This is a genomic window from Paenibacillus tritici (genome assembly GCF_018207515.1).
In the GTDB taxonomy this organism is placed as follows: domain Bacteria; phylum Bacillota; class Bacilli; order Paenibacillales; family Paenibacillaceae; genus Paenibacillus_AQ; species Paenibacillus_AQ tritici.
Map to the genome: position 1 here is coordinate 1,869,284 of NZ_CP073365.1, position 24,657 is coordinate 1,893,940.

General features: G+C 51.6%; 23 protein-coding genes. 16 read left to right on the top strand and 7 right to left on the bottom strand.

Going from position 1 to position 24,657, the window contains the following annotated elements:
• The first annotated feature begins 58 nt into the window (after positions 1-58).
• The 10 genes from KDC22_RS07960 (at position 59) to KDC22_RS08005 (ending at position 7,860) form a co-directional block, all read left to right on the top strand.
• Positions 59-583 carry a YqeG family HAD IIIA-type phosphatase gene (locus tag KDC22_RS07960; RefSeq protein ID WP_173131290.1) on the top strand — a complete coding sequence of 175 codons (525 nt, stop codon included), beginning with the start codon at positions 59-61 and terminating at the stop codon, positions 581-583.
• Positions 583-1,713: a ribosome biogenesis GTPase YqeH gene (gene yqeH, locus KDC22_RS07965; RefSeq protein WP_211722654.1), complete on the top strand. Its 1,131-nt coding sequence runs from the start codon at positions 583-585 to the stop codon at positions 1,711-1,713. Before KDC22_RS07960 ends, yqeH begins: the two co-directional genes overlap by 1 nt.
• Positions 1,714-1,726: 13 nt before the next feature.
• Complete coding sequence (gene aroE / locus KDC22_RS07970; RefSeq protein ID WP_211722655.1) at positions 1,727-2,614, top strand: shikimate dehydrogenase; 888 nt, start codon at positions 1,727-1,729, stop codon at positions 2,612-2,614.
• A 51-nt stretch (positions 2,615-2,665) separates the two neighbouring features.
• Positions 2,666-2,959, top strand: a complete 294-nt coding sequence (gene yhbY / locus KDC22_RS07975) for a ribosome assembly RNA-binding protein YhbY (RefSeq protein WP_173131315.1) — start codon at positions 2,666-2,668, stop codon at positions 2,957-2,959.
• A 12-nt stretch (positions 2,960-2,971) separates the two neighbouring features.
• Positions 2,972-3,562 (top strand): nicotinate-nucleotide adenylyltransferase, encoded by a 591-nt coding sequence (locus tag KDC22_RS07980; RefSeq protein ID WP_211722656.1) that lies wholly within the window; start codon positions 2,972-2,974, stop codon positions 3,560-3,562.
• The gene (gene yqeK / locus KDC22_RS07985; RefSeq protein WP_211722657.1) at positions 3,546-4,124 is read left to right on the top strand and encodes a bis(5'-nucleosyl)-tetraphosphatase (symmetrical) YqeK; all 579 of its coding nucleotides are present in this window, start codon (positions 3,546-3,548) and stop codon (positions 4,122-4,124) included. The genes KDC22_RS07980 and yqeK overlap by 17 nt, the downstream gene beginning before the upstream one ends.
• Positions 4,121-4,468, top strand: a complete 348-nt coding sequence (gene rsfS, locus KDC22_RS07990) for a ribosome silencing factor (protein WP_173131331.1) — start codon at positions 4,121-4,123, stop codon at positions 4,466-4,468. The genes yqeK and rsfS overlap by 4 nt, the downstream gene beginning before the upstream one ends.
• On the top strand, positions 4,465-5,385 hold the full coding sequence (locus KDC22_RS07995) for a CvfB family protein (RefSeq protein WP_211722658.1): 921 nt from the start codon (positions 4,465-4,467) through the stop codon (positions 5,383-5,385). Before rsfS ends, KDC22_RS07995 begins: the two co-directional genes overlap by 4 nt.
• A 21-nt stretch (positions 5,386-5,406) precedes the next feature.
• Positions 5,407-6,177, top strand: a complete 771-nt coding sequence (locus KDC22_RS08000; protein WP_211722659.1) for a class I SAM-dependent DNA methyltransferase — start codon at positions 5,407-5,409, stop codon at positions 6,175-6,177.
• Positions 6,178-6,627: 450 nt separating this feature from the next.
• Entirely contained in the window at positions 6,628-7,860 is a 1,233-nt protein-coding gene (locus KDC22_RS08005) for an IS110 family RNA-guided transposase (protein WP_211722660.1), read from the top strand.
• A gap of 331 nt (positions 7,861-8,191) precedes the next feature.
• Here KDC22_RS08005 and KDC22_RS08010 read toward each other — a convergent pair whose 3' ends face one another.
• Together KDC22_RS08010 and KDC22_RS08015 are read right to left on the bottom strand one after the other, a co-directional pair.
• Positions 8,192-8,350, bottom strand: coding sequence for a hypothetical protein (locus KDC22_RS08010; RefSeq protein WP_036725695.1), 159 nt, complete (start codon positions 8,348-8,350; stop codon positions 8,192-8,194).
• A gap of 143 nt (positions 8,351-8,493) precedes the next feature.
• A complete protein-coding gene (locus KDC22_RS08015; RefSeq protein WP_173140940.1) occupies positions 8,494-9,453 on the bottom strand; it encodes an ArsR/SmtB family transcription factor in 960 nt (319 codons plus the stop codon).
• A gap of 462 nt (positions 9,454-9,915) precedes the next feature.
• Here KDC22_RS08015 and KDC22_RS08020 point away from each other — a divergent pair, with 462 nt between their 5' ends.
• The 6 genes from KDC22_RS08020 to KDC22_RS08045 all read left to right on the top strand — a co-directional run bounded on the left by KDC22_RS08020 (position 9,916) and on the right by KDC22_RS08045 (position 17,505).
• Positions 9,916-11,313 (top strand): ABC transporter substrate-binding protein, encoded by a 1,398-nt coding sequence (locus tag KDC22_RS08020; RefSeq protein WP_173140938.1) that lies wholly within the window; start codon positions 9,916-9,918, stop codon positions 11,311-11,313.
• A 106-nt stretch (positions 11,314-11,419) separates the two neighbouring features.
• Positions 11,420-12,310 (top strand): carbohydrate ABC transporter permease, encoded by an 891-nt coding sequence (locus KDC22_RS08025; protein ID WP_173140935.1) that lies wholly within the window; start codon positions 11,420-11,422, stop codon positions 12,308-12,310.
• Between the two features lie 24 nt (positions 12,311-12,334).
• Positions 12,335-13,171 carry a carbohydrate ABC transporter permease gene (locus KDC22_RS08030; protein ID WP_425517003.1) on the top strand — a complete coding sequence of 279 codons (837 nt, stop codon included), beginning with the start codon at positions 12,335-12,337 and terminating at the stop codon, positions 13,169-13,171.
• A gap of 28 nt (positions 13,172-13,199) precedes the next feature.
• Positions 13,200-14,162 carry a glycoside hydrolase family 43 protein gene (locus tag KDC22_RS08035; protein WP_211722661.1) on the top strand — a complete coding sequence of 321 codons (963 nt, stop codon included), beginning with the start codon at positions 13,200-13,202 and terminating at the stop codon, positions 14,160-14,162.
• 450 nt (positions 14,163-14,612) lie between these two features.
• Complete coding sequence (locus tag KDC22_RS08040) at positions 14,613-15,845, top strand: IS110 family RNA-guided transposase (RefSeq protein ID WP_211722660.1); 1,233 nt, start codon at positions 14,613-14,615, stop codon at positions 15,843-15,845.
• 427 nt (positions 15,846-16,272) lie between these two features.
• Positions 16,273-17,505 (top strand): IS110 family RNA-guided transposase, encoded by a 1,233-nt coding sequence (locus KDC22_RS08045; RefSeq protein WP_211721312.1) that lies wholly within the window; start codon positions 16,273-16,275, stop codon positions 17,503-17,505.
• Between the two features lie 929 nt (positions 17,506-18,434).
• On the opposite strand, the gene KDC22_RS08050 is transcribed toward KDC22_RS08045, so the two are convergent.
• The 5 genes from KDC22_RS08050 to KDC22_RS08070 all read right to left on the bottom strand — a co-directional run bounded on the left by KDC22_RS08050 (position 18,435) and on the right by KDC22_RS08070 (position 24,487).
• Positions 18,435-19,751, bottom strand: a complete 1,317-nt coding sequence (locus KDC22_RS08050) for a DUF4179 domain-containing protein (RefSeq protein ID WP_211722662.1) — start codon at positions 19,749-19,751, stop codon at positions 18,435-18,437.
• Positions 19,690-20,286 (bottom strand): RNA polymerase sigma factor, encoded by a 597-nt coding sequence (locus KDC22_RS08055; protein WP_173140929.1) that lies wholly within the window; start codon positions 20,284-20,286, stop codon positions 19,690-19,692. The genes KDC22_RS08050 and KDC22_RS08055 overlap by 62 nt, the downstream gene beginning before the upstream one ends.
• 140 nt (positions 20,287-20,426) lie before the next feature.
• Positions 20,427-21,281 (bottom strand): AraC family transcriptional regulator, encoded by an 855-nt coding sequence (locus KDC22_RS08060; protein ID WP_211722663.1) that lies wholly within the window; start codon positions 21,279-21,281, stop codon positions 20,427-20,429.
• 103 nt (positions 21,282-21,384) lie between these two features.
• Positions 21,385-23,445, bottom strand: a complete 2,061-nt coding sequence (locus tag KDC22_RS08065; protein ID WP_425517004.1) for a serine hydrolase domain-containing protein — start codon at positions 23,443-23,445, stop codon at positions 21,385-21,387.
• A 190-nt stretch (positions 23,446-23,635) separates the two neighbouring features.
• A complete protein-coding gene (locus KDC22_RS08070; RefSeq protein WP_211722664.1) occupies positions 23,636-24,487 on the bottom strand; it encodes a hypothetical protein in 852 nt (283 codons plus the stop codon).
• Between the last annotated feature and the right edge of the window lie 170 nt (positions 24,488-24,657).

A 24,657-nucleotide genomic window follows, 5' to 3' on the forward strand; every position in this document is an offset into this window, starting at 1 on the left:
TCAGCAGCCGAAATAGAACCGGGCAACAAGTTTCCTGTATGAAAAAGAGGTGAATGAATTGTTTGAAAGGTTAGTTCCCAAACTCCGGGTAAATACCGTATTCGATATTTCGCTGGAAGAGCTGTACCGGCAAGGATACCGTGGGATTATCACGGATTTGGATAATACGCTGGTCGGCGCCAAGGCGCCCCTCGCTACCCCTGAGCTGCTGCTCTGGTTCGCGAAGGTGAAGGAGCTTGGCTTCAAGCTTGTCATCGTATCCAACAACAATATGGACCGGGTGTCGCGTTTTGCCACCCCGCTGAATATTGAATTTGTGCATCAGGCCCGCAAGCCGAGCAATTCCCCGTTCCTGAGAGCCATGAAGCTGATGGAGCTGGGGCCGGAGCAGACGATTGTTGTCGGCGACCAGATGCTTACAGATGTCTACGGCGGTAACCGGCTGGGACTGTACACGGTACTCGTGATGCCGATCTCCGTCAAGGATGAAGGGATTGGAACAAGAATCAACCGCAGAGTGGAGCAGATTGCCCTGACACGATTGCGGAAGCAAGGATTGTGGCAAGAGGAGGATAAATCTTAATGAGTGAATTGAACGACGAAACGAAACGGCCTGTGAAATGCAGCGGCTGCGGCATCAAGCTCCAGAGTGTGGACAAGGAGCTTCCCGGCTATATCCCGGAGGTCGCATTTGAACGGGAGCCGGTGATCTGCCAGCGCTGCTTCCGGATTAAGAACTACAATGAAGCTTCTTCCGTATCGGTCGACCAGGACGAATTCCTGAAGCTGCTCAGCGGCGTCGGCGAGAAGAACGCGCTGGTGATCCATATTGTTGATATTTTTGATTTTGAGGGCAGTCTGATATCCGGGCTGCAGCGGTTTGTCGGCAATAACCAGGTCATTCTGGCGGTTAACAAAAGCGATCTGCTGCCGAAGGTGACCAATTGGAACAGGCTGCGCAACTGGATGCAGCAACGCTGCAAGGAAGAGGGGCTGCGCACAGCAGAGATTGTCCTGGTCAGCGCGAAGCGCAACCAGGGCTTCGACCGTCTGCTGGAGGCCGTAACCGAGCTGCGCGGACAACGTGATGTCTATGTCGTCGGGGCGACCAATGTGGGCAAGTCCTCGCTGATTAACCGCCTGATCTCCGATTACAGCGACCTGGAAGAGGAGCTGACGACCTCCCGTTATCCGGGCACGACCCTGGACATGGTCAAGATTCCGCTGGATGACGGCCATTATATCATTGATACTCCGGGTATTGTGTACCCTTGGCGGTACAGTGAGATGGTTGAGCGCAAGGATCTCGGCGCTGTAATGCCGGAGAATCCGCTCAAACCGGCGGTATACCAGCTGAATGAAGGCCAGTCGCTGTTCTTCGGCGGACTGGGACGATTCGACTTCATCCAGGGGGAACGCCAATCCTTCACCTGCTTCATCAGCAGTACGCTGAAGATTCACCGTACGAAGCTGGAGCGTGCAGATTCCTTGTATCAGGACCACCGGGGCGAGCTGTTGTCTCCGCCGGGAACGGCTGATATGGACAAGCTGCCGCAGTGGCAGCGGCACGAATTCCGGATAGCCAGGAACAGCGAGACAGACCTGTTCATCTCCGGGCTGGGCTGGATCAAGGTGAACGGCACTGCGGGTGCGGTAATCGCCATACATGTTCCGCGCGGCGTGAAGGTACTTACCCGTCCTTCGCTGATCTAAGGAGGGCGACGATATGACTGACATTGGCAGGAACGTACAGGATAACCGCCTTCCCGGGGAACTCCTGCTGGGCGTAATGGGTGATCCGATTGCCCAGTCCAAATCCCCGCTTATGCACGGTGCTGCACTTCAGGCACTGGGTCTCTCAGGCGCTTATGTGCCGCTGCATATTACTCCGGACAAGCTGGGAGAGGCCGTGCAGGCCATACGGACCCTTGGCTTCCGCGGGGTGAATGTAACGATCCCGCACAAGGTTGCGGTAATGGAGTATCTGGACCGGCTGGATGCAAGCGCCGTGGATGTGGGCGCAGTTAATACCATTGTTAATGACAAGGGGATATTAACCGGGTTCAATACGGACGGAATCGGATATGTCCGTTCGCTGAAGGCAGAGGCTGCGCCGGAGCTGTCCGGTACCCGCATCCTGGTGATTGGAGCCGGGGGTGCGGCCAGAGGCATTGTCTCGGCACTGCTGAAGGAGCAGCCGGCTTCCGTCCTGATTGTCAACCGCAATCAGGACAGGGCTCAGCAGCTGGCAGACAGCTTCGCGGGCAGGGGAGCTGTAGCCGGAACGGGAATGGATGCAGTACCCTCTGTCATCGGCGGCATGGATATCGTGATCAATACGACCTCGGTAGGCATGTATCCGCATATGGAGGATATGCCGATCGACCCGGCCTGGCTGCATGAAGGGATGATTGTAAGTGATCTGATCTACAATCCGCTGCATACCCGGCTGCTAACGGAGAGCCTGAAGCGGGGCTGCAGGATTCACGGCGGGCTGGGAATGTTCGTGTACCAAGGTGCCTATGCACTGGAATACTGGACAGGAATGGAAGCCCCCGCTGATATTATGCGGCAGACCATTGTGGATTGCCTCGGCGTAACGCCGGGCAAATGATTTTGAAGCAAAACGGTAATAATATATGTTAATTAAGGAGTTTTCACATTTATGTTAACTGGCAAACAAAAACGCTATCTCCGTTCTTTGGCTCATCATCTGGATGCAGTATTTCAGGTGGGCAAAGGCGGCGTAAACGATCATCTGATCCGTCACATTGAAGAAGCTATTGAGAAACGCGAGCTGATGAAGATCAGCATACTGAATAACAACGCTGATGACCCTAAGGAAATTGGTGCCGCGCTTGCCGAGCAATCCGGTTCGGAGCTTGTTCAGGTAATCGGCAAGACTATCGTTCTGTACAAGGAATCACGCGATAACAAGACGATTGAGCTTCCAAGATAGGAGGTTGGCCTCTTGAAAGTAGGAATAATGGGAGGAACCTTCGATCCTCTGCATATCGGCCATATGATGGCGGCTGAGACGGCGCGGGAGAGCTACGGTCTGCAGGAGGTCTGGTTCATGCCTTCGCATATTCCGCCTCATAAGCATGAGGCCGGGGCAACCGGCGAGGAGAGGCTGGCCATGGTGGAGGAAGCAGTGAAGGACCATCCCTCCTTCGGCATTCTCGATTGGGAAGTAGTCAGAGGCGGGGTATCCTACACACTGGAGACGGTAATCAGTCTGCAGGAGGAATATCCGCAGCATGAATTCTTTTTCATAGTGGGTGCGGATATGGTTCAGTATCTGCCTAAGTGGCAGGGGATCGAAGAGCTGGTGAAGCGGCTGACGTTCATCGGTGTCGGACGTCCGGGGACTCCGCTCGATCTTGGGCTGCTGCCCGCCTTCATTGCGGGCCGGGTACAGCTTGCGGATATGCCGCTGGTGGATATCTCCTCCACGATGCTCCGGGCCCGGGCCGCCGAAGGGAAATCCATCCGCTACATGGTGCCTGACGCTGTGTATGAATATGTTCAAAGGAGTGGATTGTATGGAGTACAGCCGTGAAGCGCTGATTGAAGAGGTATCCGGCCAGATGCCGGACAAACGCTGGAAGCATACCCTCGGTGTGATGGAAGCCTCTGTGAAGCTGGCACAGCGCTATGGCGCTGATCCTGAGCGGGCCGAGACGGCGGCGATTCTGCACGATGTCGCCAAGTACTGGCCTGTAGAACAGATGCGTGAGATTATTGAGCAGAACGGGCTGAACACCGGGCTTTTGAAATACGATAAGCAGCTATGGCATGCCGAGGTGGGCGCTTTTGCCGCTGAGCATGATTATGGAATTAAGGATGCTGAGGTACTGGATGCCATCCGTTACCATACCTCGGGCCGGGAGAACATGAGCCTGCTGGAGCGGATCGTCTGTCTGGCCGATTATATCGAGCCTGGACGGGACTTCCCCGGTGTGGATGAGATACGCAGGCTGGCTAAAGTCAGTCTGGAGGAAGGGCTTATTGCAGGACTGGATTCCACCATCAGCCTGCTGCTGGAGAGACGCCGGATCGTGTTCCCGCTTACGGTGCTGGCGCGCAACGATTTAGTAAGAATATTGGAGGATAAACGATGAGTGTACAATCTAACAAGCTTCTGGAACTGGCTCTGAACGCCGTTCAAGATAAAAAAGCAATGAACGTGGTGGCCCTGGATCTGCGCAATGTGTCGCCGATCAGTGATTATTTCATCATCTGCCACGGTAATTCCGATACCCAGGTTCAGGCGATTGCCACTGAGGTACGCAAGGTAGTCCATGAAGCAGGCGGTATGATCAAGGGCATCGAGGGAATGGACGCGGCTCGCTGGGTTCTGATGGACCTTGGCGATGTCATTGTCCATGTCTTCCACCGCGATGAACGCGAATATTACAATATTGAGCGTCTGTGGTCCGATGCCAAGGTCGTGGAGACGGTATGAGTCTGATTGCTGGAACTACGGTTACGCTTGAAGTGATGCGGGAGGTATCCCCTTACGGATACTTTCTGAGCGCGGGCGACCAGGATATCATGCTTCACTATACGGAGCTTGTGGGCAGCAAACCGAAGATCGGCGACCAGGTGGAGGTATTCATCTTCTTTGATACCGAGGACCGTCCTGCCGCTACTATGAAAAAGCCTTACCTGACGCTGGGCGAGATGGCGCTGCTTGAAGTGGCCGATATTCATCCGCGTCTGGGCTGCTTCCTGGAGATGGGACTGGGACGGCAGCTGTTGCTGCCGCTCGGCGAGCTTCCTGAACTGGTGGAGCTGCGTCCGCAGATTGGAGACAAGGTCTTCGCGATCATGGAGCATGACAAGCAGGGCCGTCTTCGGGCCAAGCTGGCCGGAGAGCAGGAGCTTGCGCCGCTGGCGCTGCCTGCACCGGAGTCCTGGCAGGGGCAGACGGTATCTGCCCGGGTGTATAAGCCGCTGCAGATGGGCACCTTCGTGCTTGTAGACGCCGGTGTGCTGGGCTTCGGCATTATCGGCATGGTTCACTCCTCCGAGCGCAGCCGCCTGCTGCGTCTGGGCGAAGTGATTGAAGCGCGTGTAGCGCATATCCGTGAGGACGGGCGCGTCAACCTCAGCATGGGCCACCGCAAGGAAGTGGGCCGTGATGTGGATTCAGCGGCATTGCTTGATTTCCTGGCTTCCCGGCCGGGCGGCGGAATGCCTTATTCGGATGCTACACCGCCGGATATCATCAAGCAGCGCTTCGGGATCAGCAAGTCTGCGTTCAAGCGTGCGCTGGGCAAGCTGATGAAGGAAGGCCTGGTTGTCCAGAAGGAGAACTGGACCTATCTGGCCACACGTGAAGAGGAATCCTCCGAGCCGGAATCGGATGACAACCAATAGTATAGAGAAAGCGGTGTAGCAGTGTCTTCCTATGGCAAATTTGCTTATGTATACGATGAGCTTATGGCGGATATGCCGTACCCGGAGTGGCTGACCTTTGCCGAGACGGCATGGAGTAAGTACGGCAAGCCGCGTACGGTAGCCGAACTCGGCTGCGGTACCGGCAGCCTGACTATTCCGCTGGCTGCGGCAGGCTATCACATGACGGGGATCGATCTCTCTTCGGACATGCTGGCAGTAGCCCAGCGCAAGCTGGAGCAGCAGCCGCAGGGACGGCGTTTTTTGCGGGAGGGGAGTGTACTCTGGGTCAGACAGAACATGAAGGAATGGGAATTGCCCGAGCTGGTGGATTCCGTCATCTCCTTCTGTGATTGCCTGAATTATGTGCTGGAAGAGCAGGACATTACGGAGGTATTCTCCAGTACGTATGCCGGACTGAAGCCGGGCGGCACCTTCTTATTCGATGTTCATCATCCGAATACGCTGATCCGTTATGAGGAAGAGCAGCCTTTTGTACTGGATGAGCCTAATGTATCCTATATCTGGACCTGTGAGCTGGATGAGCCGCGCCGTGAGATTGAGCATCATCTATCCATCTTCGCCCGTGAAGAGGGCAGCCGGGATGTGTACCGCCGGTTCGAAGAGACCCATACCCAGCGTGCCTATGACCCGGAGTGGATGAAGCAGGAGCTGCTGAAGGCGGGCTTCAGCGGGGTGTCGGTCTATGCGGACTTCGAGTGGACCCCTGCAGATGATTCCTCGCAACGTTTGTTCTATGTAGCTGTGAAATGAAGAGCTAAATATGGTTTAGGTTTTATGGAGGTCCTTACCCGGGTGGGGTGAGGGCCTTATTCGTTCTTTGAACTGTGCACGATCAGCCTGAAATGTATGCGAAAACGGGTAGGCCAAATGTAATCGAAAAACCGAACACAATGGGACTGTGAGCGCCACGTAGGCCAAATGTAATCGAAAAACAGGCATGACAAGACAGAGGCCTTGTCACCCCCAGGAATGAAAATAAGTGGGTGGCATCCGTCGCATCCATTCTAAAAGATGCTGTAGTCGTCAACACTACATATACAAATCAAAGGGCGGACGCGGTTACTGGGATACACCCCGTGCGAAAAACCGTTCTATTGCGCTTTTCGAGCATCGCCTATTGTAACCCCCCAAAAAGTACGTGTATTAAATTACACTCACTCGAGCGCATGATTTGTAAGTTGACGATGGAGGATGGTTGGAATGGATGCTGTACGTATGTGTTGCGCGGGTCTAGACGTGCACCAGGAAACCGTTGTGGCCTGCGTGTTGAAAGGACCGATCGAACAGAAACCACAATCTCACCTGAAAACCTTTGGGACGACAACCAAAGAATTGCTAGGCCTACAAGATTGGCTGAATGAACACGGCTGCCTTGAAGTGGTGATGGAGAGTACCGGCGTGTTTTGGAAACCGGTATGGAACATCTTAGAGGGCAGTTGTGATCTTGTCTTGGCCAACGCCCAGCGGGTAAAGAATATGCCGGGTCGAAAAAGTGACATGCAAGATGCGCGCTGGTTAGCGCAATTGCACCGTTGCGGGCTCATTGAAGGCAGTATGGTGCCAGAACAGGACATCCGGGATTTGCGAGATTTGACCCGTTACCGGAGTAAGATGGTGCAGGCGGTGACGGCGGAGAAAAACCGCATTCACAAAATCCTGCAGGATGCCAACATCAAGCTAACCACCTTTATGTCCGATCTATATGGGGTTTCGGGACGGGGCCTGCTCCAGAAGATCATGGACGGCGAGGTCGTAGACGAAGTGACCGTCAAAAACCTGGTCAAAACCCGTTTAAAAAAGAAAGTTCCGCAGTTGCTAGACGCGCTCAATGGCAAGTTGCGCCGTCATCATCGGGAGATGATTCGAGACCACTGGGACCACTTGGTCTATTTGGAGAAACGGATCACGGAACTGGAAGCTCGAATCGAGGCGAAGGCAGAACCCTACCTGGAGAGGATTGAACAAATTGACTCCATTCCAGGAATTGAGCGGACATCTGCCGTGACCATCTTTGCAGAAGTGGGGCCGCATGTCGCGGAAATGTTCCCGAGCGATGCGCAGTTTGCTTCATGGGCGGGGGTGTGTCCAGGGAACAACGAAAGCGCTGGAAAGCGAAAAAAGTCAAAAACGATGCAAGGGAACAAGCATCTGAAAGGGGCCTTGTGTCAGGCGGCTTGGGCGAACTCTCGCTCCTCGAACCGGATCGGCCAATTCTTTCGACGAATACGTAAGAGACGGGGAGATAAAAAAGCAAACGTCGCCACCGCACATTTGTTGATTCGAATCCTCCATGCCCTGATGCGGGAGAAAAGGTTATACCAAGAAATAGACGTCTCACTAGGCGATGAGACGTCCAAGAAAAACCCGTTGGATCGGTACGTGCAATATATCCAGCAGTTAGGATATAGCGTGCAATTAAATCCTATCCAATAGTCTCCCCTTTTTCAAAAAAAACGAAACGTTATTTTTGGGGCGGTGGGTCTTTTTTTGTCAAAATCCAGTCTGCGGCGCATTTTCCGATACTTTTATTTTCGTATTAAACCGAACACAATGGGACCGGGGGCACCGCGTAGTCTGAATGTAATCGAAAAACCGAACACAATGGGACTGTGAGCGCCACGTAGGCCAAATGTAATCGAAAAACCGAACACAATGGGACCGAGTGCACCGCGTAAGCAGGCACGAGATGTATAGCCGCTTCGGCTTAAGACATAGCAAACCAGCCCGTATCTGAAAGATACGGACCGGCCATCTTCCAAGCTGCTTACCTGTGTTCGAACAAGTCGATGGTGCCGAGTACAATATGCGCCAGACCAAATCCAAGAATGCCAGTTGCAGCGATCTTATATCTGCTCCCCAGAAAAGCTGCACTCGAAGCAGTTACAACGGTCCCCAGTACGGCGGGTATCATCCCTTCACGCATTCGAAACACTCCCTCACGGTAGTTTGAAAGACATTCGTTAGTGTGGGTTACAGAAGGGATAATTATACTTCGAGTTTATGTCAGCGGCGGCAGGGAAGCGGCTGACAATCCTAACCGGTCAATCTGCTGCCAGTCCTAACCGGTCAATCTGCCGCCCCCGCCGTGGTCACACGGCCGGCCGGATCTTCAACCTCATGTACATTGTAGAGCACGCGCGCCAGCAGATCCTGGCTGTAATTGCCGAAATGCTTGCCGTAGATCGTCAAGCCGCGCTTGTTCACCGGTTTGTCGGTGACGGCAATGCGGAAGGTCAGCTCGCTTTTGTAATCCAGCTTGATGTCGTCAAGGGTAATGTCGGAGATCCGGCAGCCGTCAATGAAGCTGCCCTCCTTATTGATCCGGATCAGCTTCAGCATTCCATACTGGTTAAGGTGGGGAGGCCACCAGTCGGGATTGAAGGTGCCGCGCGCATCGCCGAAGTCCCCGGGGCTGGTCCAGAAGCCGATCTCGATTCCGTTCACATAGAAGTACAGATCAGAAGGATAATTGTCGTTGAATCCTGGAGCCTCGGAGCCAATCTCCATGGAGAACTGAATCTCCCGGAAGGTCTGGTTGGCTTTGAGATAGTTAGGGATACGGTACTCCAGGAAGCCTTCCGCCATCCAGATAATCTCGGAATCAATCCGCTGGGGATCGGCGAAATAACGCGGCTCGTCGAAGTCGCCGATGATGCTGTCCTTGGTGGCCAGTCCGCAGGTGGGAACCGCCTGATAATTGCTGTAATGGCCTACCTGAATCTCGACCTCGTACAGATTGTCAACATCCTTGCTCCGCAGATCCACCATAAGCTTATCCTTGTTCAGGTAGCAGACCTTCTGAATTCCGTGCTTGCCTACTGCGGTATTAATCTCGATTAAGCCGCTCTCCTCCAGCTTCTTGATATGCATCGTAATAGCCCCATTGCTGAGATTCAGCTTCTTGGCAATTTCGTTGAGATTAAGGGCCTGATTGGTCGCCAGCAGCTCAAGAATCTGGATGCGGATCTCGGAGCTGAGCGCCTTGAAGATATCAATCCCGCTCATCAGATCTTTGATATAAATCATATTTAGGGTACCTTCTTCCAGTGAGGTCATTAGAAAATAAACTATTTTACAAAATTATAAACTAATCAATCCTAAAAGGAAAGCATTCAGCCTTTATTTGTAGAATTCGATTAAATTTAAGCTAAAAATATAGTATAAGGACTATTTACTTTATAATAATATAAATTAATATTGTGTAAAAAGGTCAATAATCAATGATTTTTTTCAGAAATAAGAATATATTCTACATTTAGTTTGTATATGTTTAAATAGATTTATACTTTTATGTTTACAGGGTTCTTTATATATGCTATTTTATACCTGTAAGCGAATACATTCAATTGTTTTTCAATCATTCAATTAAAGTGTGAAATATATTGCTTGAAAGCGGTAGCTTGAACTAACAGGCCTCAGCGGGGTTTCTTGGTTCTTCTATATAGCATGTACATTCTAATGGTTGAGCAAATCCTAGGAGGGGTTACAGTGTTAAAGAAAAAGGGCTGGTTCACACTGCTGTCGTTGGTTCTGATGGTATCGGTTGTACTTACAGGCTGCGGCGGGAACAACAAAACATCGTCCGGAGGCAATAGCGGAGGTGAAGCCACGGCAAATGCCGGGAAGAAGGATTCCAAGGAGACCAAGAATCTTACCTTCATGTTCCGCGGGGGAACTGACGAGCAGAAGGCCTATGAAGGCGTTGTGAAGAAATTTGAAGCCGACCATCCGAACGTCAAGGTGAAGATTGTCGTGACTGCGGCAGATCAATATGCTACCAAGCTGAAGGCCTCCATTACAGGCAACAGCGTGCCGGATGTCTTCTATTTTGAATCCGGTGACTTGAAGGCCTATGTGAACAGCGGCGTACTGCTCGACCTTACCAGCCATGTAGAGAATAATCCTAACATCGACTTGAACAACATCTGGAAATATGGCGTGGATCTGTACCGTTATGACGGCACCATGGCCGGACAAGGCAATCTGTACGGAATGCCCAAGGACGTAGGCCCATTCGCACTCGGCTATAACAAGACCATGTTCGAAGCTGCGGGTGTACCTCTGCCGGACAAAGACAAACCGTATACCTGGGATGAATTCATCAAAGTCGCCCAGCAGCTGACCATTGATAAAGACGGGGACGGCAAGCTGGACCAATTCGGCGCAGGCTTCAACGTGCAGTGGGCATTGCCTTCCTTAGTCTGGAGCAACGGCGCGGACTGGCTGGATGCTACCAAGACCAAGGTCACCATTGATGATCCGAAGTTCATCGAAGCCCTGCAATTCTTCACCGACATGCAGCTTAAATACGGGATTACACCATCCACGGAACAAGCGCAGACTCTGGATACCTACCAGCGCTGGATGAAAGGCGAAATGGCCTTCTTCCCTGTAGGCCCGTGGGATATGAGCACTTATGAGACTCTGCCGTTCGACTATGATCTGATTCCGTATCCTGCAGGCTCCACCGGCAAATCGGCTACATGGACCGGCTCACTCGGGATCGGTGCTTCTGCCAAAACCAAACACCCGGACGAGGCCGTAGAGCTGATCAACTATCTGACCGCCTCCAAGGACGGGATGGAAGCGCTTGTGAAGGCAAAAGTGCAAATTCCTAACCTGATTGACATGGCTACAGAATGGGCCGCAGATACAAGCACCAAACCGGCTAACAAAGAAGAATTCCTGCAGGTAGTGAATGAGTACGGACGCGTGCTGCCTGGCCATTATACGTACAATGCGGAATGGTATAACCTGTTCTACACCGACATCCAGCCGGTCCTTGACGGCAAAGTTACCCCGGAAGAGTATGTGAAATCGGAACAGCCGAAGATGCAGAAGCTGCTGGACAAAGCGGTAGAGCAAGAGGCGAAATCCAAGAAATAAGCGCTATCACATAGTACTTATCCAGCATTAAAGTGATGTTTGGTCTCCTGTAACAGCGGACCGGCATCACTTTGTTGCTGAACTATCCGAATTTGAGGTGATTCTTATGAATGCTAAGTCCAATCTCTACCGCAAGGAGAAAATCTACGGATTTCTGTTTATCCTGCCTCCGCTGCTGGGATTGTTGATTTTTACACTATACCCGATGATTTACTCCATCTATGGCTCATTTACGGATTGGGATGGACTCGGACAGATGAATGTGATCGGGCTGAGCAATTTCGCGGATCTTTGGTCAGATGAGCTGTTCCACAAAGCCTTATTCAATACCTTGTTCATGATGCTGGGCATTCCTATCGGCATCACGCTGGCACTACTGCTCGCCCTGGGCCTTAACCGGGGGGTGCCCGGGACAACGGCCTTCCGGGTGATCTATTATGTTCCGGTTATTTCTTCACTGGCAGCAGTATCCATCATGTGGAACTGGGCCTATAACGGTGACTATGGTCTCGTCAACCAGTTCCTCGATCTGTTCGGCATCAGCGGACCGAACTGGATGGCGAATAAATATACGGTCAAGCCTGCGCTGATTATTATGGCGGTATGGAAGGGACTCGGCTATACGATGCTGCTCTATTTGGCGGCGCTGCAAAGTGTCTCCCGCTCCTATTATGAAGCGGCAGAGCTGGATGGGGCGAACGGCTTCCAGTCCTTCCGGCATATTACCTGGCCGATGGTGCGTCCGGTAACCTTTTTCATCATCGTTACCAATATTATTGGAGGATCACAAATCTTCACCGAGATGAACATCATGACCCCGACAGGCGGTCCGGAATATGCTTCGGCATCCGTAGTATTCTACATTTGGCAGAAGGCGTTCGGCAATTTCCAGATGGGTTATGCTTCCGCAATGGCGGTATTCCTCGGCGTGTTCATATTTGTCGTGACTCTTATCCAATTCCGAATGAACGAGAAGCAATCGTTCGATGTCGATTAACTGAAGAGGGAGGAGACCATAACTATGACGAGCAGAAGAAGAGTTACCCATACCATTATATTTGTCCTACTATCCATAGGCGCGGTGTTCATGATCGGCCCGCTGCTCTGGATGCTGTCCACCTCATTCAAGGATAAGCAGGATGTGTTTGCCCTGCCTCCGGTGTGGATTCCGAATCCGTTCCATTTCGATAAATACAGTGAGATTTGGGAGGCGGGTCCGCTGCTGAGCGGGATCAGGAACAGCTTGATTATCGCAGTGACAGTAACGATTGTAGGGACATTCACCTCCAGTCTGGCGGCGTTTTCCTTTTCCAAATTGCGGTTTCCCGGTAAAAACAAGATCTTCCTGCTGATGCTGTCTTCGCTGATGATCCCGTATCCGGCGGTCATGATTCCGCAATTCTTCATGTTCTCCAAGCTGGGCTGGATTGACACCCTGCTGCCGCTGATCGTTCCGGGCCTGTTCGGGAATATCGTGATGATCTTCTTCCTGCGGCAGTACCTGAGCAGTGTGCCGAATGCTATTATTGAAGCGGCCAAAATCGACGGAAGCTCGTATTTCCGCCTGTACAGCTCGATCACCTTCCCGCTGATCAAACCGGCAGTAGCTGCACAGCTGATCCTGTGGTTCATGGGAATCTGGAATGACTACCTGTCTCCGATTATCTACCTGAATTCACCGGAGAAGCAGACCCTTCAGCTGGTAATCGCCAACTTCAATGCAACCTATGCGATCCAGACGGACTATCCGCTAATTATGGCAGCTTCGATTATTGCCCTGCTGCCGATGCTGATCATCTTCCTGGTATTCCAGAAGCAAATTATTGAATCTGTAGCCATCTCGGGCGTAAAGGGATAACAGATATAAGACCAAAGGAGAAACCATAATGAATACAAATAGAGAGTACAATAACCCCCTAGTAGAACAGCGTGCAGACCCTTGGGTATACAAGCACTCAGACGGTTATTACTATTACACTGCTTCTGTGCCGGAATATGACCGGATTGAAGTACGCAGAGCGTTAACGATTGAGGGGCTTCGGGAAGCACAGCCGGTAGTCGCCTGGCGCAAATACGAGAGCGGCCCGCTCAGCGCCAACATCTGGGCTCCCGAAATTCATTACATCGACGGTAAATGGTATATTTACTTCGCGGCGGCCCGGACCACGGAAACGAAGGAGGGGCTGTTCGACCACCGCATGTTCGCCCTGGAGAATACTTCGGCGAATCCGCTGGAGGGCGAGTGGGTGGAGAAGGGGCAGGTGAGAACGGCCTGGGAATCCTTTGCACTGGATGCGACCTCGTTTGAACATAAGGGAGTACAATATTATGTATGGGCGCAAAAAGACCCCGGTATCGACGGGAACTCCAACCTCTATATCTCAGCCATGGAGAACGGCTGGACGCTGAAGGGTCCGCAGACGATGATCTCTACCCCGGAGTATCCGTGGGAGATTATCGGCTTCAAGGTGAATGAAGGCGCTGCGGTGTTGAAGCGGAACGGCCGGATCTTCATGAGCTTCTCGGCAAGCGCTACCGACCACAATTATTGTATGGGGCTGCTCACCGCATCGGAGGACAGTGATCTGCTGGACGCGGCCTCCTGGACCAAGCATCCTGAGCCGGTCTTCAAGACCAGTGAAGAGAACGGGCAATACGGTCCGGGACATAACAGCTTCACGGTAGATGAGAACGGTGAGGATGTGCTGATCTACCATGCCCGGAGTTATAAGGAAATTACCGGAGATCCGCTCTATGACCCGAACCGCCACACCCGTGCCCAGCGCCTGCGGTGGAACGGGGACGGGACTCCTGATTTCGGGGTGCCGGTGAAGGACGGCGGGGAGTAGGCTGGCGGGGGGAGTACAGACCTGGGGGAAAGAGAGCGGGATGCAGCGTGCCGGGTCACATGCTCCGGCGCTATGACGCTCGAGCCCGACTAGTACAGCGTCAGATTTAAAAAGGTGAGTGGGCGCGATGAGGCCTGAAGGACTATAAAAGTGAAGTCATTGGGCCAGATGTATGCGAAAAACAGGCATGACAAGACAGAGGCCTTGTCACCCCCAGGAATGAAAATAAGTGGGTGGCATCCGTCGCATCCATTCTAAAAGATGCTGTAGTCGTCAACACTACATATACAAATCAAAGGGCGGACGCGGTTACTGGGATACACCCCGTGCGAAAAACCGTTCTATTGCGCTTTTCGAGCATCGCCTATTGTAACCCCCCAAAAAGTACGTGTATTAAATTACACTCACTCGAGCGCATGATTTGTAAGTTGACGATGGAGGATGGTTGGAATGGATGCTGTACGTATGTGTTGCGCGGGTCTAGACGTGCACCAGGAAACCGTTGTGGCCTGCGTGTTGAAAGGACCGATCGAACAGAAACCACAATCTCACCTGAAAACCTTTGGGACGACAACCAAAGAATTGCTAGGCCTACAAGATTGGCTGAATGAACACGGCTGCCTTGAAGTGGTGATGGAGAGTACCGGCGTGTTTTGGAAACCGGTATGGAACATCTTAGAGGGCAGTTGTGATCTTGTCTTGGCCAACGCCCAGCGGGTAAAGAATATGCCGGGTCGAAAAAGTGACATGCAAGATGCGCGCTGGTTAGCGCAATTGCACCGTTGCGGGCTCATTGAAGGCAGTATGGTGCCAGAACAGGACATCCGGGATTTGCGAGATTTGACCCGTTACCGGAGTAAGATGGTGCAGGCGGTGACGGCGGAGAAAAACCGCATTCACAAAATCCTGCAGGATGCCAACATCAAGCTAACCACCTTTATGTCCGATCTATATGGGGTTTCGGGACGGGGCCTGCTCCAGAAGATCATGGACGGCGAGGTCGTAGACGAAGTGACCGTCAAAAACCTGGTCAAAACCCGTTTAAAAAAGAAAGTTCCGCAGTTGCTAGACGCGCTCAATGGCAAGTTGCGCCGTCATCATCGGGAGATGATTCGAGACCACTGGGACCACTTGGTCTATTTGGAGAAACGGATCACGGAACTGGAAGCTCGAATCGAGGCGAAGGCAGAACCCTACCTGGAGAGGATTGAACAAATTGACTCCATTCCAGGAATTGAGCGGACATCTGCCGTGACCATCTTTGCAGAAGTGGGGCCGCATGTCGCGGAAATGTTCCCGAGCGATGCGCAGTTTGCTTCATGGGCGGGGGTGTGTCCAGGGAACAACGAAAGCGCTGGAAAGCGAAAAAAGTCAAAAACGATGCAAGGGAACAAGCATCTGAAAGGGGCCTTGTGTCAGGCGGCTTGGGCGAACTCTCGCTCCTCGAACCGGATCGGCCAATTCTTTCGACGAATACGTAAGAGACGGGGAGATAAAAAAGCAAACGTCGCCACCGCACATTTGTTGATTCGAATCCTCCATGCCCTGATGCGGGAGAAAAGGTTATACCAAGAAATAGACGTCTCACTAGGCGATGAGACGTCCAAGAAAAACCCGTTGGATCGGTACGTGCAATATATCCAGCAGTTAGGATATAGCGTGCAATTAAATCCTATCCAATAGTCTCCCCTTTTTCAAAAAAAACGAAACGTTATTTTTGGGGCGGTGGGTCTTTTTTTGTCAAAATCCAGTCTGCGGCGCATTTTCCGATACTTTTATTTTCGTATTAAACCGAACACAATTGGACTGGGTGCACCGCGTAGGCCAAATGTAATCGAAAAACAGGCATGACAAGACAGAGGCCTTGTCACCCCCAGGAATGAAAATAAGTGGGTGGCATCCGTCGCATCCATTCTAAAAGATGCTGTAGTCGTCAACACTACATATACAAATCAAAGGGCGGACGCGGTTACTGGGATACACCCCGTGCGAAAAACCGTTCTATTGCGCTTTTCGAGCATCGCCTATTGTAACCCCCCAAAAAGTACGTGTATTAAATTACACTCACTCGAGCGCATGATTTGTAAGCTGACGATGGAGGATGATTGGAATGGATGCTGTACGTATGTGTTGCGCCGGTCTGGACGTGCACCAGGAAACCGTTGTGGCCTGCGTGTTAAAAGGACCGATCGAACAGAAACCGCAATGTCACATGAAAACCTTTGGGACGACAACCCGAGAATTGTTAGGCCTGCAAGATTGGCTGAGTGAACACGGCTGCCGGGAAGTGGTGATGGAGAGTACCGGCGTGTTTTGGAAACCGGTATGGAACATCTTAGAGGGCAGTTGTGATCTTGTCTTGGCCAACGCCCAGCGGGTAAAGAATATGCCGGGTCGAAAAAGTGACATGCAAGATGCGCGCTGGTTAGCGCAATTGCACCGTTGCGGGCTCATTGAAGGCAGTATGGTGCCAGAACAGGACATCCGGGATTTGCGAGATTTGACCCGTTACCGGAGTAAGATGGTGCAGGCGGTGACGGCGGAGAAAAACCGCATTCACAAAATCCTGCAGGATGCCAACATCAAGCTAACCACCTTTATGTCCGATCTATATGGGGTTTCAGGACGGGGCCTGCTCCAGAAGATCATGGACGGCGAGGTCGTAGACGAAGTGACCGTTAAAAACCTGGTCAAAACCCGTTTAAAAAAGAAAGTTCCGCAGTTGCTAGACGCGCTCAATGGCAAGTTGCGCCGTCATCATCGGGAGATGATTCGAGACCACTGGGACCACTTGGTCTATTTGGAGAAACGGATCACGGAACTGGAAGCTCGAATCGAGGCGAAGGCAGAACCCTACCTGGAGAGGATTGAACAAATTGACTCCATTCCAGGAATTGAGCGGACATCTGCCGTGACCATCTTTGCAGAAGTGGGGCCGCATGTCGCGGAAATGTTCCCGAGTGATGCGCAGTTTGCATCATGGGCGGGGGTGTGTCCAGGGAACAACGAAAGCGCTGGAAAGCGAAAAAAGTCAAAAACGATGCAAGGGAACAAGCATCTGAAAGGGGCCTTGTGTCAGGCGGCTTGGGCGAACTCTCGCTCCTCGAACCGGATCGGCCAATTCTTTCGACGAATACGTAAGAGACGAGGAGATAAAAAAGCAAACGTCGCCACCGCACATTTGTTGATTCGAATCCTCCATGCCCTGATGCGGGAGAAAAGGTTATACCAAGAAATAGACGTCTCACTAGGCGATGAGACGTCCAAGAAAAACCCGTTGGATCGGTACGTGCAATATATCCAGCAGTTAGGATATAGCGTGCAATTAAATCCTATCCAATAGTCTCCCCTTTTTCAAAAAAAACGAAACGTAATTTTGGGGCGGTGGGTCTTTTTTTGTCAAAATCCAGTCTGCGGCGCATTTTCCGATACTTTTATTTTCGTATTAAACCGAACACAATTGGACTGTGAGCGCCACGTAGGCCGAATGTAAACGAAAAACCGAACACAATGGGACTGGGAGCGCCACGTAGGCCGAATGTAATCGAAAAACCGAACACAATGGGACTGGGAGCGCCACGTAGGCCGAATGTAATCGAAAAATCGAACACAATTGGACTGGGAGCGCTGCGTAGGCCGTGCGTTTATCGCAGTGCCAGACGTATTTTCACAGAAAAACCGTGCACATTATGCTGGCGCGAAGGTAATCGGGTCAATGTAAGCGAAAAACCGAACACAATAGTAGGTGGTTCGATCTTACTGATTCAATCTACTGTATAAATTCTGATGCTCTACTAGTAGCCCTCTGTGAACCCTACAGTGTCTCCCCGTGACCGACAGTACCCGCCGTGAACCGACCCGCCGAAAACGGCGAAGATCCCGCAACCCTATCAGGGGAGCGGGATTCTTTATGCTGTATGGAGGATTGCTGCACAAAATGCAACCTTCCCTTCGTGATATGGTCGCTAATCAGAAATTGTTGTACGAAAGTCAGCATTCCTGCGACATTAAGCCGCATGGCGGGACTATTCATGCATTTCCTGCAACAATTCTCTAAAGTGCACACTATCTATCATCCTAAGCTGCAAAACGTACAACATTTGCAAACCTGCCTATACAGAACAGAATGAGCTAAAATGCTGGCGGTTAACTCTTCAGCGTCCCCTGCCTATATACCCACAGCTATGCGTAAGCGGCGGGACTGCGGCACATTATTTCTGGGCTAGTGCTTCATATCATCAATTGGGCCAGTGCTTCATATCTTCAATAGAGCTAGTGCTTCGCATCCCCTACTGGAACCGGAACAGTTTGTCTGTAGAACTTAATATAGTCGAAGCCATCCATCAGCAGGAACTGCGGTGGCTCCATGGTCTGGAAGGAATACGTACGTTCCCACAGGATGTTACCGTTCTTGAGGTCCCATGGACGGGAATCGGATATAGTTGTGACGGGAACGGTTGCTCCTCCGGCACGAACAGCCAGAGTGTCCTTGTCCAGCATCGTGAACTGCTTCCCGGCGATCACGATATCATAGCCGTCAGCAGTCTTGGTGACACTGCGAATCCACAGCTTCTCGTTGCCGACCGGAACGGAGCGGTCCGAGGGTGAGGCCAGGGAGACGGGCTGCTCTACGGTCTGATATCCCATGAAATTATCTAGCACCAGCTCAACGCTTTGCAGCTTGTCTGTCGGGAGCACATCGTATTCAATTATAAATTCCGGGAATCCCTTTTTGTTGAAATTCGTACCCCGCATCGACCACCTATTCACTTCAGTCCCATTCACATAAAGCTTGGTTGCCGCCGGGAATCTCGGAACCTCCCCATTATCCATTTCGTAATGTCCCTTTACGATGGTTGAGGTGGGTGAGGCTGTTATGGAATCATAGAAGACTTTCCCTTCGTCCACCGGCACAGCCTGGTCAATATCCGCAACGAGCAGGCTTTTCATGGCAAGGTTCGGGTCATATTTGAAGGAGATAGGGAAATGGACTATTTCTCCGCTTGTCAGCTTTGCATTGAGATTCACGGTCAATTTTTTGGAAAAAGGGCTGACCGGCTCAAATTTGTATACACCCTCGAACCGGGTCTTGTCCGGGCTGTAATCTCCGCCGCCTCCGGTAGGATCAGAGTCAGTAAACAAGCCTTTAATATTATTGAAGGAGTAATTGGAGAAGCCCGTCTCATCAAACACCAAGCCTGGCGGGCGCTGTATACTGTAATGCATCAGCAGGTTATTGTCGTCTGCAATCACAGCTTTGATAGCGAAGATAGTCCCGTCCTTAAGTGTCTTGCTCTGGTTGACCGCTTGTCCGTAACCCTCCTTAACCACTTGAGCGAAATTCACAGTATTCAGCTCGCTTTGACTGAACAGCTTCCCGCCGTAATAAGCTAAGGCAGGATATTGATACACGCCTACAGTCAGCAGGAGTGCGGCAGCCGAAGCGGCGACCCATGTTCTTGCTCTTCTAATCCGTGATCTTGGCTGTCTGGCAGGTGCCTGCTCCAGTGCCTTACGCAGTCTGCCCTCAAGTTCTGATGGCGTCCTGGTCTGCTGATGCTCCTGTAGTCTCTCCTCGATCGTTCTCATAACGGTCCCCTCCGATCATAGCTTTTAGTTTCTGTATCCCTTGCGAAATTCTCGACTTGATGGTGCCTACCGGTGCATCGGTGATATCGGCAATCGTCTGATACGACAGATCGTGAACGTAGCGGAGTTCAATCGCTTCCCGCTGCCGCGGATTCAGATGAGCGAGCAGCAGCGACATGTCCAGTTCAGACTCCGTATAACGATAGGGGTTATCTGCAGTCCAGGCCTCAAGTGCAGGCTCCGGCGGCCCGTCCTCCTCCAGGGCAACGAACCGGTTCTGTGAGCGGAGGACCGCTTTGCAGCGGTTGACGAGAATGGTCTTGCTCCAGCTGTAGAAGGCTTCACGCTTCTTCAACTGCTCCAGCTTCTCATACAGCGTGACAATCATGTCTTCCATCACATCCATCGCATCATGCTCATTCTTCATGTAGCTATAGGCCAGGCGATAATAAGCGTCCTGTTCGGCTAGGATTAGTTCTAATAATGCTTCTTTGTTGCCTCGCTGGGCCGCTCTGACAAGACGGCTTATATTCATGTTCTCACCCCTTTTCATAGATAAGAGTCCCTGGCAGCCCTAAAAGTTCATTATGCTCCAAAAAAAATCTCCACAGCCGTTCTCAGAGAAAAGTACTCTCTCTAAGGAGGCTGCGGAGGAAGCGGGAGGAGGAACAACCCTCACTCATAGAACAGCAGACGCTTGGCATAAGCATTGCGGAACTCGGTGGGGGTGAGGCCGACGATTTTTTTGAACGATTTCATGAAATTATGGCAATCCTTATAGCCGAGCTGCTGCGAGACTTCACTGACATTCTGATTGGTGTCGGTCAGCAGGAATTTCGCCAGCTCCATCTTTTGCTGCAGAATATACTGCTTCAGGGAGATCCCGGAGATTACGGTGAACAGATGGGAGAGATACTTCTCGTTGTAGCCGAAATAGGCGGCGATCTGGGAGACCTTGATATGCTGGCTGCGGCTCCATTTGATGTAGTCCACGATATCATGGTAGAGCTGCTCCTGCTTCGTTCTTTTGAACGGATCGGCACCGGTATGCAGGGTCTGGTTGTACAGCTCGCACAGAATGACGGTGGACATATAGTTGCTCAGCGCCGTCTGATTATAGCTCCGGACCGAATCCTGAAGCTGCTTCATCATCACAATGAGCTTCTCCGCATTCCGCAGGGTTCCGTATTGGGGCAGATGGATTACGTATTCTTCCTGCCCGGAGGTCTGCGGAGGGAGATCCGTAGTCTGAGCGTTGCCCGCAGCTTGAAAATGCAGCCAATAGAAGCTACAGTCCGAGGACTTGGTTCCGTATTGTCTGGTAAGCGGCGGGAGCAGCAGATATTCGCCTTTGGAGACCACGAATTGCTGGTTGTCCCCCGCGAGGTAGAGCACGCCTTCTGTCATGACGATAAGCTCATAGTCCTGCAAAATCCGGCTCAGGTGAATCCACTCCGCAGAGGGGGCAACAAACTTGCCGGTCATCTCCAGCGTGACAGGCTTATCCACAAGCAGCTTGAATGCAGTCATGTATGTGTCTCCTTATATTCTGGCCTTCATCCTGTTTATCGTAACGGAGCGCCTGGGCAGAAGCAAGGAGTAGCTGCAAGATCTGTTAGTTCAAGCCTTTATGTTAGGGGTTCAGATGAATCTGGAACCTGTCTCCTGCCTTGCCGCCGAACACAATCGTTCCGCCTTCCGGGAGGATTACCGGTGATGTATCCTTATTCACGATTGAGGAGTACACCATCGCACCTTGGTCATCGTACACGATAACCCCTCCGCTGGCCGGAGCCTCTACGCTCATGGCTGAAGCAGCCGATTTGGCATCAATCTTGAACCATACAGCATGACCGCTATCCGCAATCGTACAGATCGAGGCATTTCCGCCGTAGATCGGATGGATGGCATCTTCACTGAGGTAGGACTGCCCGTCTATCATCAGATACTCTTGCTTGTTCACAGTGTGGAAGCTCAGATCGAAGGCATCTCTTCCGCTCATCGCCGGAATTTCAGCAACATTGACGGCGGTATGTTCATCCACAATTCGGGTGCCTGAGGCATAGCCGTTCTTACTGTCAACAGCGATAGTATAGATTAGGTCTTCAGGGGTGAGATAGAGCAGGGAGTTGATTTTTTCATCCAATCCGTAGTAGCTTTTATGGTTTCTTGTCTCCCACGCAGCTCTGGTGGCCGGCGCTAGAGGATTGGCGTCCAGCTTCTGATATTCATAGGCGACCACAGACGTATACCCAATGCCGGGCAGTTCCACATAGGCCTTCAGCTTAAAATAGATATGTCCGTTGGACTGTTTCTCAAAGCTTATCGTCACGGTACCATCCTTGTTGGTGAATTGTCCTTGGCCTGTATACACATAGGCTTGTGGAGGGATAACGCCCCCTTCGAGGGCGGGGAGCGAGAGCTCCCCATTCTTGATCTCCACCTTCAGCGTTGTGCCCACTGTGCCGTATAATCCGGCATACGCAAGCTGGTCCGCCGGCATCTTGACCTTGATGGAAGGTTCGAAGACAGGGCTCGGGATCAGCTTGCCGGTCTTGCCGGTGTCCTGCAGATAGGCCAATAGAACGTTGGTGGCAAAAACACTGTTATACAGCGAATTTCCGTTCGAGGACAGGACAGCCATCGAAATATGATGTTCAGGCAGTGTAGTCAGAGCAGCATGATACATAACGGTATCCCCGCCTTTGGACAAAGCCTGGATGCCATATTGATCGAACGGGGTCAGGCGGACGGCATCCCAGCCCAGGCCATAGTTCACGCTGTTGGTTTCCTCTGGTACCCAGATGCCTTTTCTATATTCTGCGCTTTGCATGGCGGCGGCTGATTGCCCGGATAACACATCGGGCCGGCTCCCGGTCAATACTTCTCCGAACGCAGCCAGCTCTTCAGCCGTAGAGTATAGCCCGCCGGCACCAATGACATTGGTATTCTCCACGGGCAAAGCCTGTGGTATTCCAGGGTAATAGGTTTTGGCTAATTGTGCTCTGTCAAAGGTGCTGAGCGGCGTTTGGGTGGAGGCGAAAATCAGCGGCTGGTTGATCTTCTGATCCAGAAATCCGGTATAGCTTAAGCCGCTAACCCGTTCAACCAGGAGCTCCAGCAGCTGGAATCCATCGTTGCAATACACCGAATATTCACCCGGCTTCGACTTCAGGCGCTCCGATTGCAGCCTCATTAATAATTCATCCCGGTTGCCGGTGTCATGGTCATCGAACAGGATGCTGTTGGCATAATGACTGCCGTAAAGACCTGAGGAGTGATTCATCAGCATACGCGGCGTAATGTCCTTATACCTCTCATCTGCCATGCTGAAATCCTTGATATAAGTGATAAGCGGCTGATCAATATCCACTTTGCCCGCATCCGCCAGCATCATCACTGCAGCCGTTACATACATTTTGCTCACCGAGCCGATGCCGAACATGGTATCCTTTGTAACGGGAGATTGGCTGGCCCGGTCACGGACACCTGTGCTGCCGGATAATACAAGGGTTCCGCTGTCCATAATGGCATACTGTAAGCCGGTTACTCCATAGTCGGATACAATCGTCGATGCCAGCTTGCGGGCTTTCTCCGTTGCCGTATTCTTAAGGGGCTGTGCTGAAGCCTGGTTCATGGGTTGAAGGATGGTTATAAGCATAACACTCATTACTGCTGCACGAATTCTCTTCACTCTAACTTCCTCCTCGGCACCCTGTAGCGGACTTATCTGGGCTATAGTTCAGCATACAAGAGAGAAGGAGGGAGGAATACGAATATACCCTGAAACGCCAAAAGCAATCCCTAAACAACCATTCGTCTAAGGATTGCCTGTATCGCATCGTCCGGCAGCTTGCCGGGTAGGGCACATAAGTCATTACGGTCTATGCATTTTCAACTTTATGTAACGTCGTCCGGATATGCTCCAGCGCAGCCGCCGGATCCTCCCGCTTGAGGCACTCCTCGATATAGAGGTACTGCTGGTTGGTGTCGTGGATGATTCGGTTGACCGATTGGAAGCTGCGTACCGTCTGGTCGTAACTGGCTTCCTGCTCGTTCATCTGCTGCTCCAGGCGGGCATTCTCAAGCTTGAATTGAAATTTATCAATCATCGTATCCAAAATATAGATGATCATCACATTGATCCATAGAAACCCGATCGCGGAAATAAAGTAATGGATGTTCATCTCCGTGTAAAATGTGAGTACATTAAGCTGGTAGATGCTGATGAGAGGAATAAGGATTAATAGGATGTAGTAACGATAAGGCAAGGGGAAGCTCCTGCGTGTGGCGATCAGCCGGATGATCTGGATAACGGCTAACATGATCATGAAGCTAAGCAGATTGGCCTGGAATAACAGGAACGTATTCTCTTCGTCTGTTACAGTAAGACTAGCGGTATCAACCAGGTTCAGCATATAGAAGCAATAGACCGAAATCATATTTACAATAGACATTAATACTGCATAGAGCACGGTGAATATAATCTTCGTTTTGAGTTCCGCGTTGAAGACTAGAGACAGACTGAAGATGGCGGATGTCACCAGAAGCGAAGAGACCACAAAAGAATCGGGAACAGATAAATAAAGGTAACCAAGGACTCCGAAAACGACAAAACACATCCACTTCTTGCGCTTGTGAGCCGGCTTACCTAACACCGAGTTGAAGAAATACAGGATCTGAAAACCCAGAATAAGCTCAAGAAACAGCACGATGAACCCTTCGCTGGTGGTCATAGCTGTGCAACCCGTTGATCCATTGGGGACCCCCTCTCCTTCTAACAACTAAGCAGGCCAGCTTCGAAAAGCGTCCGCAGTCCCGGACTTTTTGCCGCCACAGCCCCGGCCTTCCCCCGCCGCAGTCACCCGTTCTTCCCGCCGCCGGCAGCAGGGGGAAGGACGGTATT

Coding starts and splice junctions, on each gene's coding strand:
- KDC22_RS08050 (WP_211722662.1), bottom strand. CDS start 19,751: ATGAGAACGATCGAGGAGAGACTACAGGAGCATCAGCAGACCAGGACG.
- yqeH (WP_211722654.1), top strand. CDS start 583: ATGAGTGAATTGAACGACGAAACGAAACGGCCTGTGAAATGCAGCGGC.
- KDC22_RS08070 (WP_211722664.1), bottom strand. CDS start 24,487: ATGACCACCAGCGAAGGGTTCATCGTGCTGTTTCTTGAGCTTATTCTG.
- KDC22_RS08060 (WP_211722663.1), bottom strand. CDS start 21,281: ATGACTGCATTCAAGCTGCTTGTGGATAAGCCTGTCACGCTGGAGATG.
- KDC22_RS08015 (WP_173140940.1), bottom strand. CDS start 9,453: ATGATTTATATCAAAGATCTGATGAGCGGGATTGATATCTTCAAGGCG.
- KDC22_RS08040 (WP_211722660.1), top strand. CDS start 14,613: ATGGATGCTGTACGTATGTGTTGCGCGGGTCTAGACGTGCACCAGGAA.
- KDC22_RS08055 (WP_173140929.1), bottom strand. CDS start 20,286: ATGAATATAAGCCGTCTTGTCAGAGCGGCCCAGCGAGGCAACAAAGAA.
- KDC22_RS08030 (WP_425517003.1), top strand. CDS start 12,335: ATGACGAGCAGAAGAAGAGTTACCCATACCATTATATTTGTCCTACTA.
- aroE (WP_211722655.1), top strand. CDS start 1,727: ATGACTGACATTGGCAGGAACGTACAGGATAACCGCCTTCCCGGGGAA.
- yhbY (WP_173131315.1), top strand. CDS start 2,666: ATGTTAACTGGCAAACAAAAACGCTATCTCCGTTCTTTGGCTCATCAT.
- KDC22_RS08010 (WP_036725695.1), bottom strand. CDS start 8,350: ATGCGTGAAGGGATGATACCCGCCGTACTGGGGACCGTTGTAACTGCT.
- KDC22_RS08045 (WP_211721312.1), top strand. CDS start 16,273: ATGGATGCTGTACGTATGTGTTGCGCCGGTCTGGACGTGCACCAGGAA.
- yqeK (WP_211722657.1), top strand. CDS start 3,546: ATGGAGTACAGCCGTGAAGCGCTGATTGAAGAGGTATCCGGCCAGATG.
- KDC22_RS08025 (WP_173140935.1), top strand. CDS start 11,420: ATGAATGCTAAGTCCAATCTCTACCGCAAGGAGAAAATCTACGGATTT.
- KDC22_RS08005 (WP_211722660.1), top strand. CDS start 6,628: ATGGATGCTGTACGTATGTGTTGCGCGGGTCTAGACGTGCACCAGGAA.
- KDC22_RS07995 (WP_211722658.1), top strand. CDS start 4,465: ATGAGTCTGATTGCTGGAACTACGGTTACGCTTGAAGTGATGCGGGAG.
- rsfS (WP_173131331.1), top strand. CDS start 4,121: ATGAGTGTACAATCTAACAAGCTTCTGGAACTGGCTCTGAACGCCGTT.
- KDC22_RS08035 (WP_211722661.1), top strand. CDS start 13,200: ATGAATACAAATAGAGAGTACAATAACCCCCTAGTAGAACAGCGTGCA.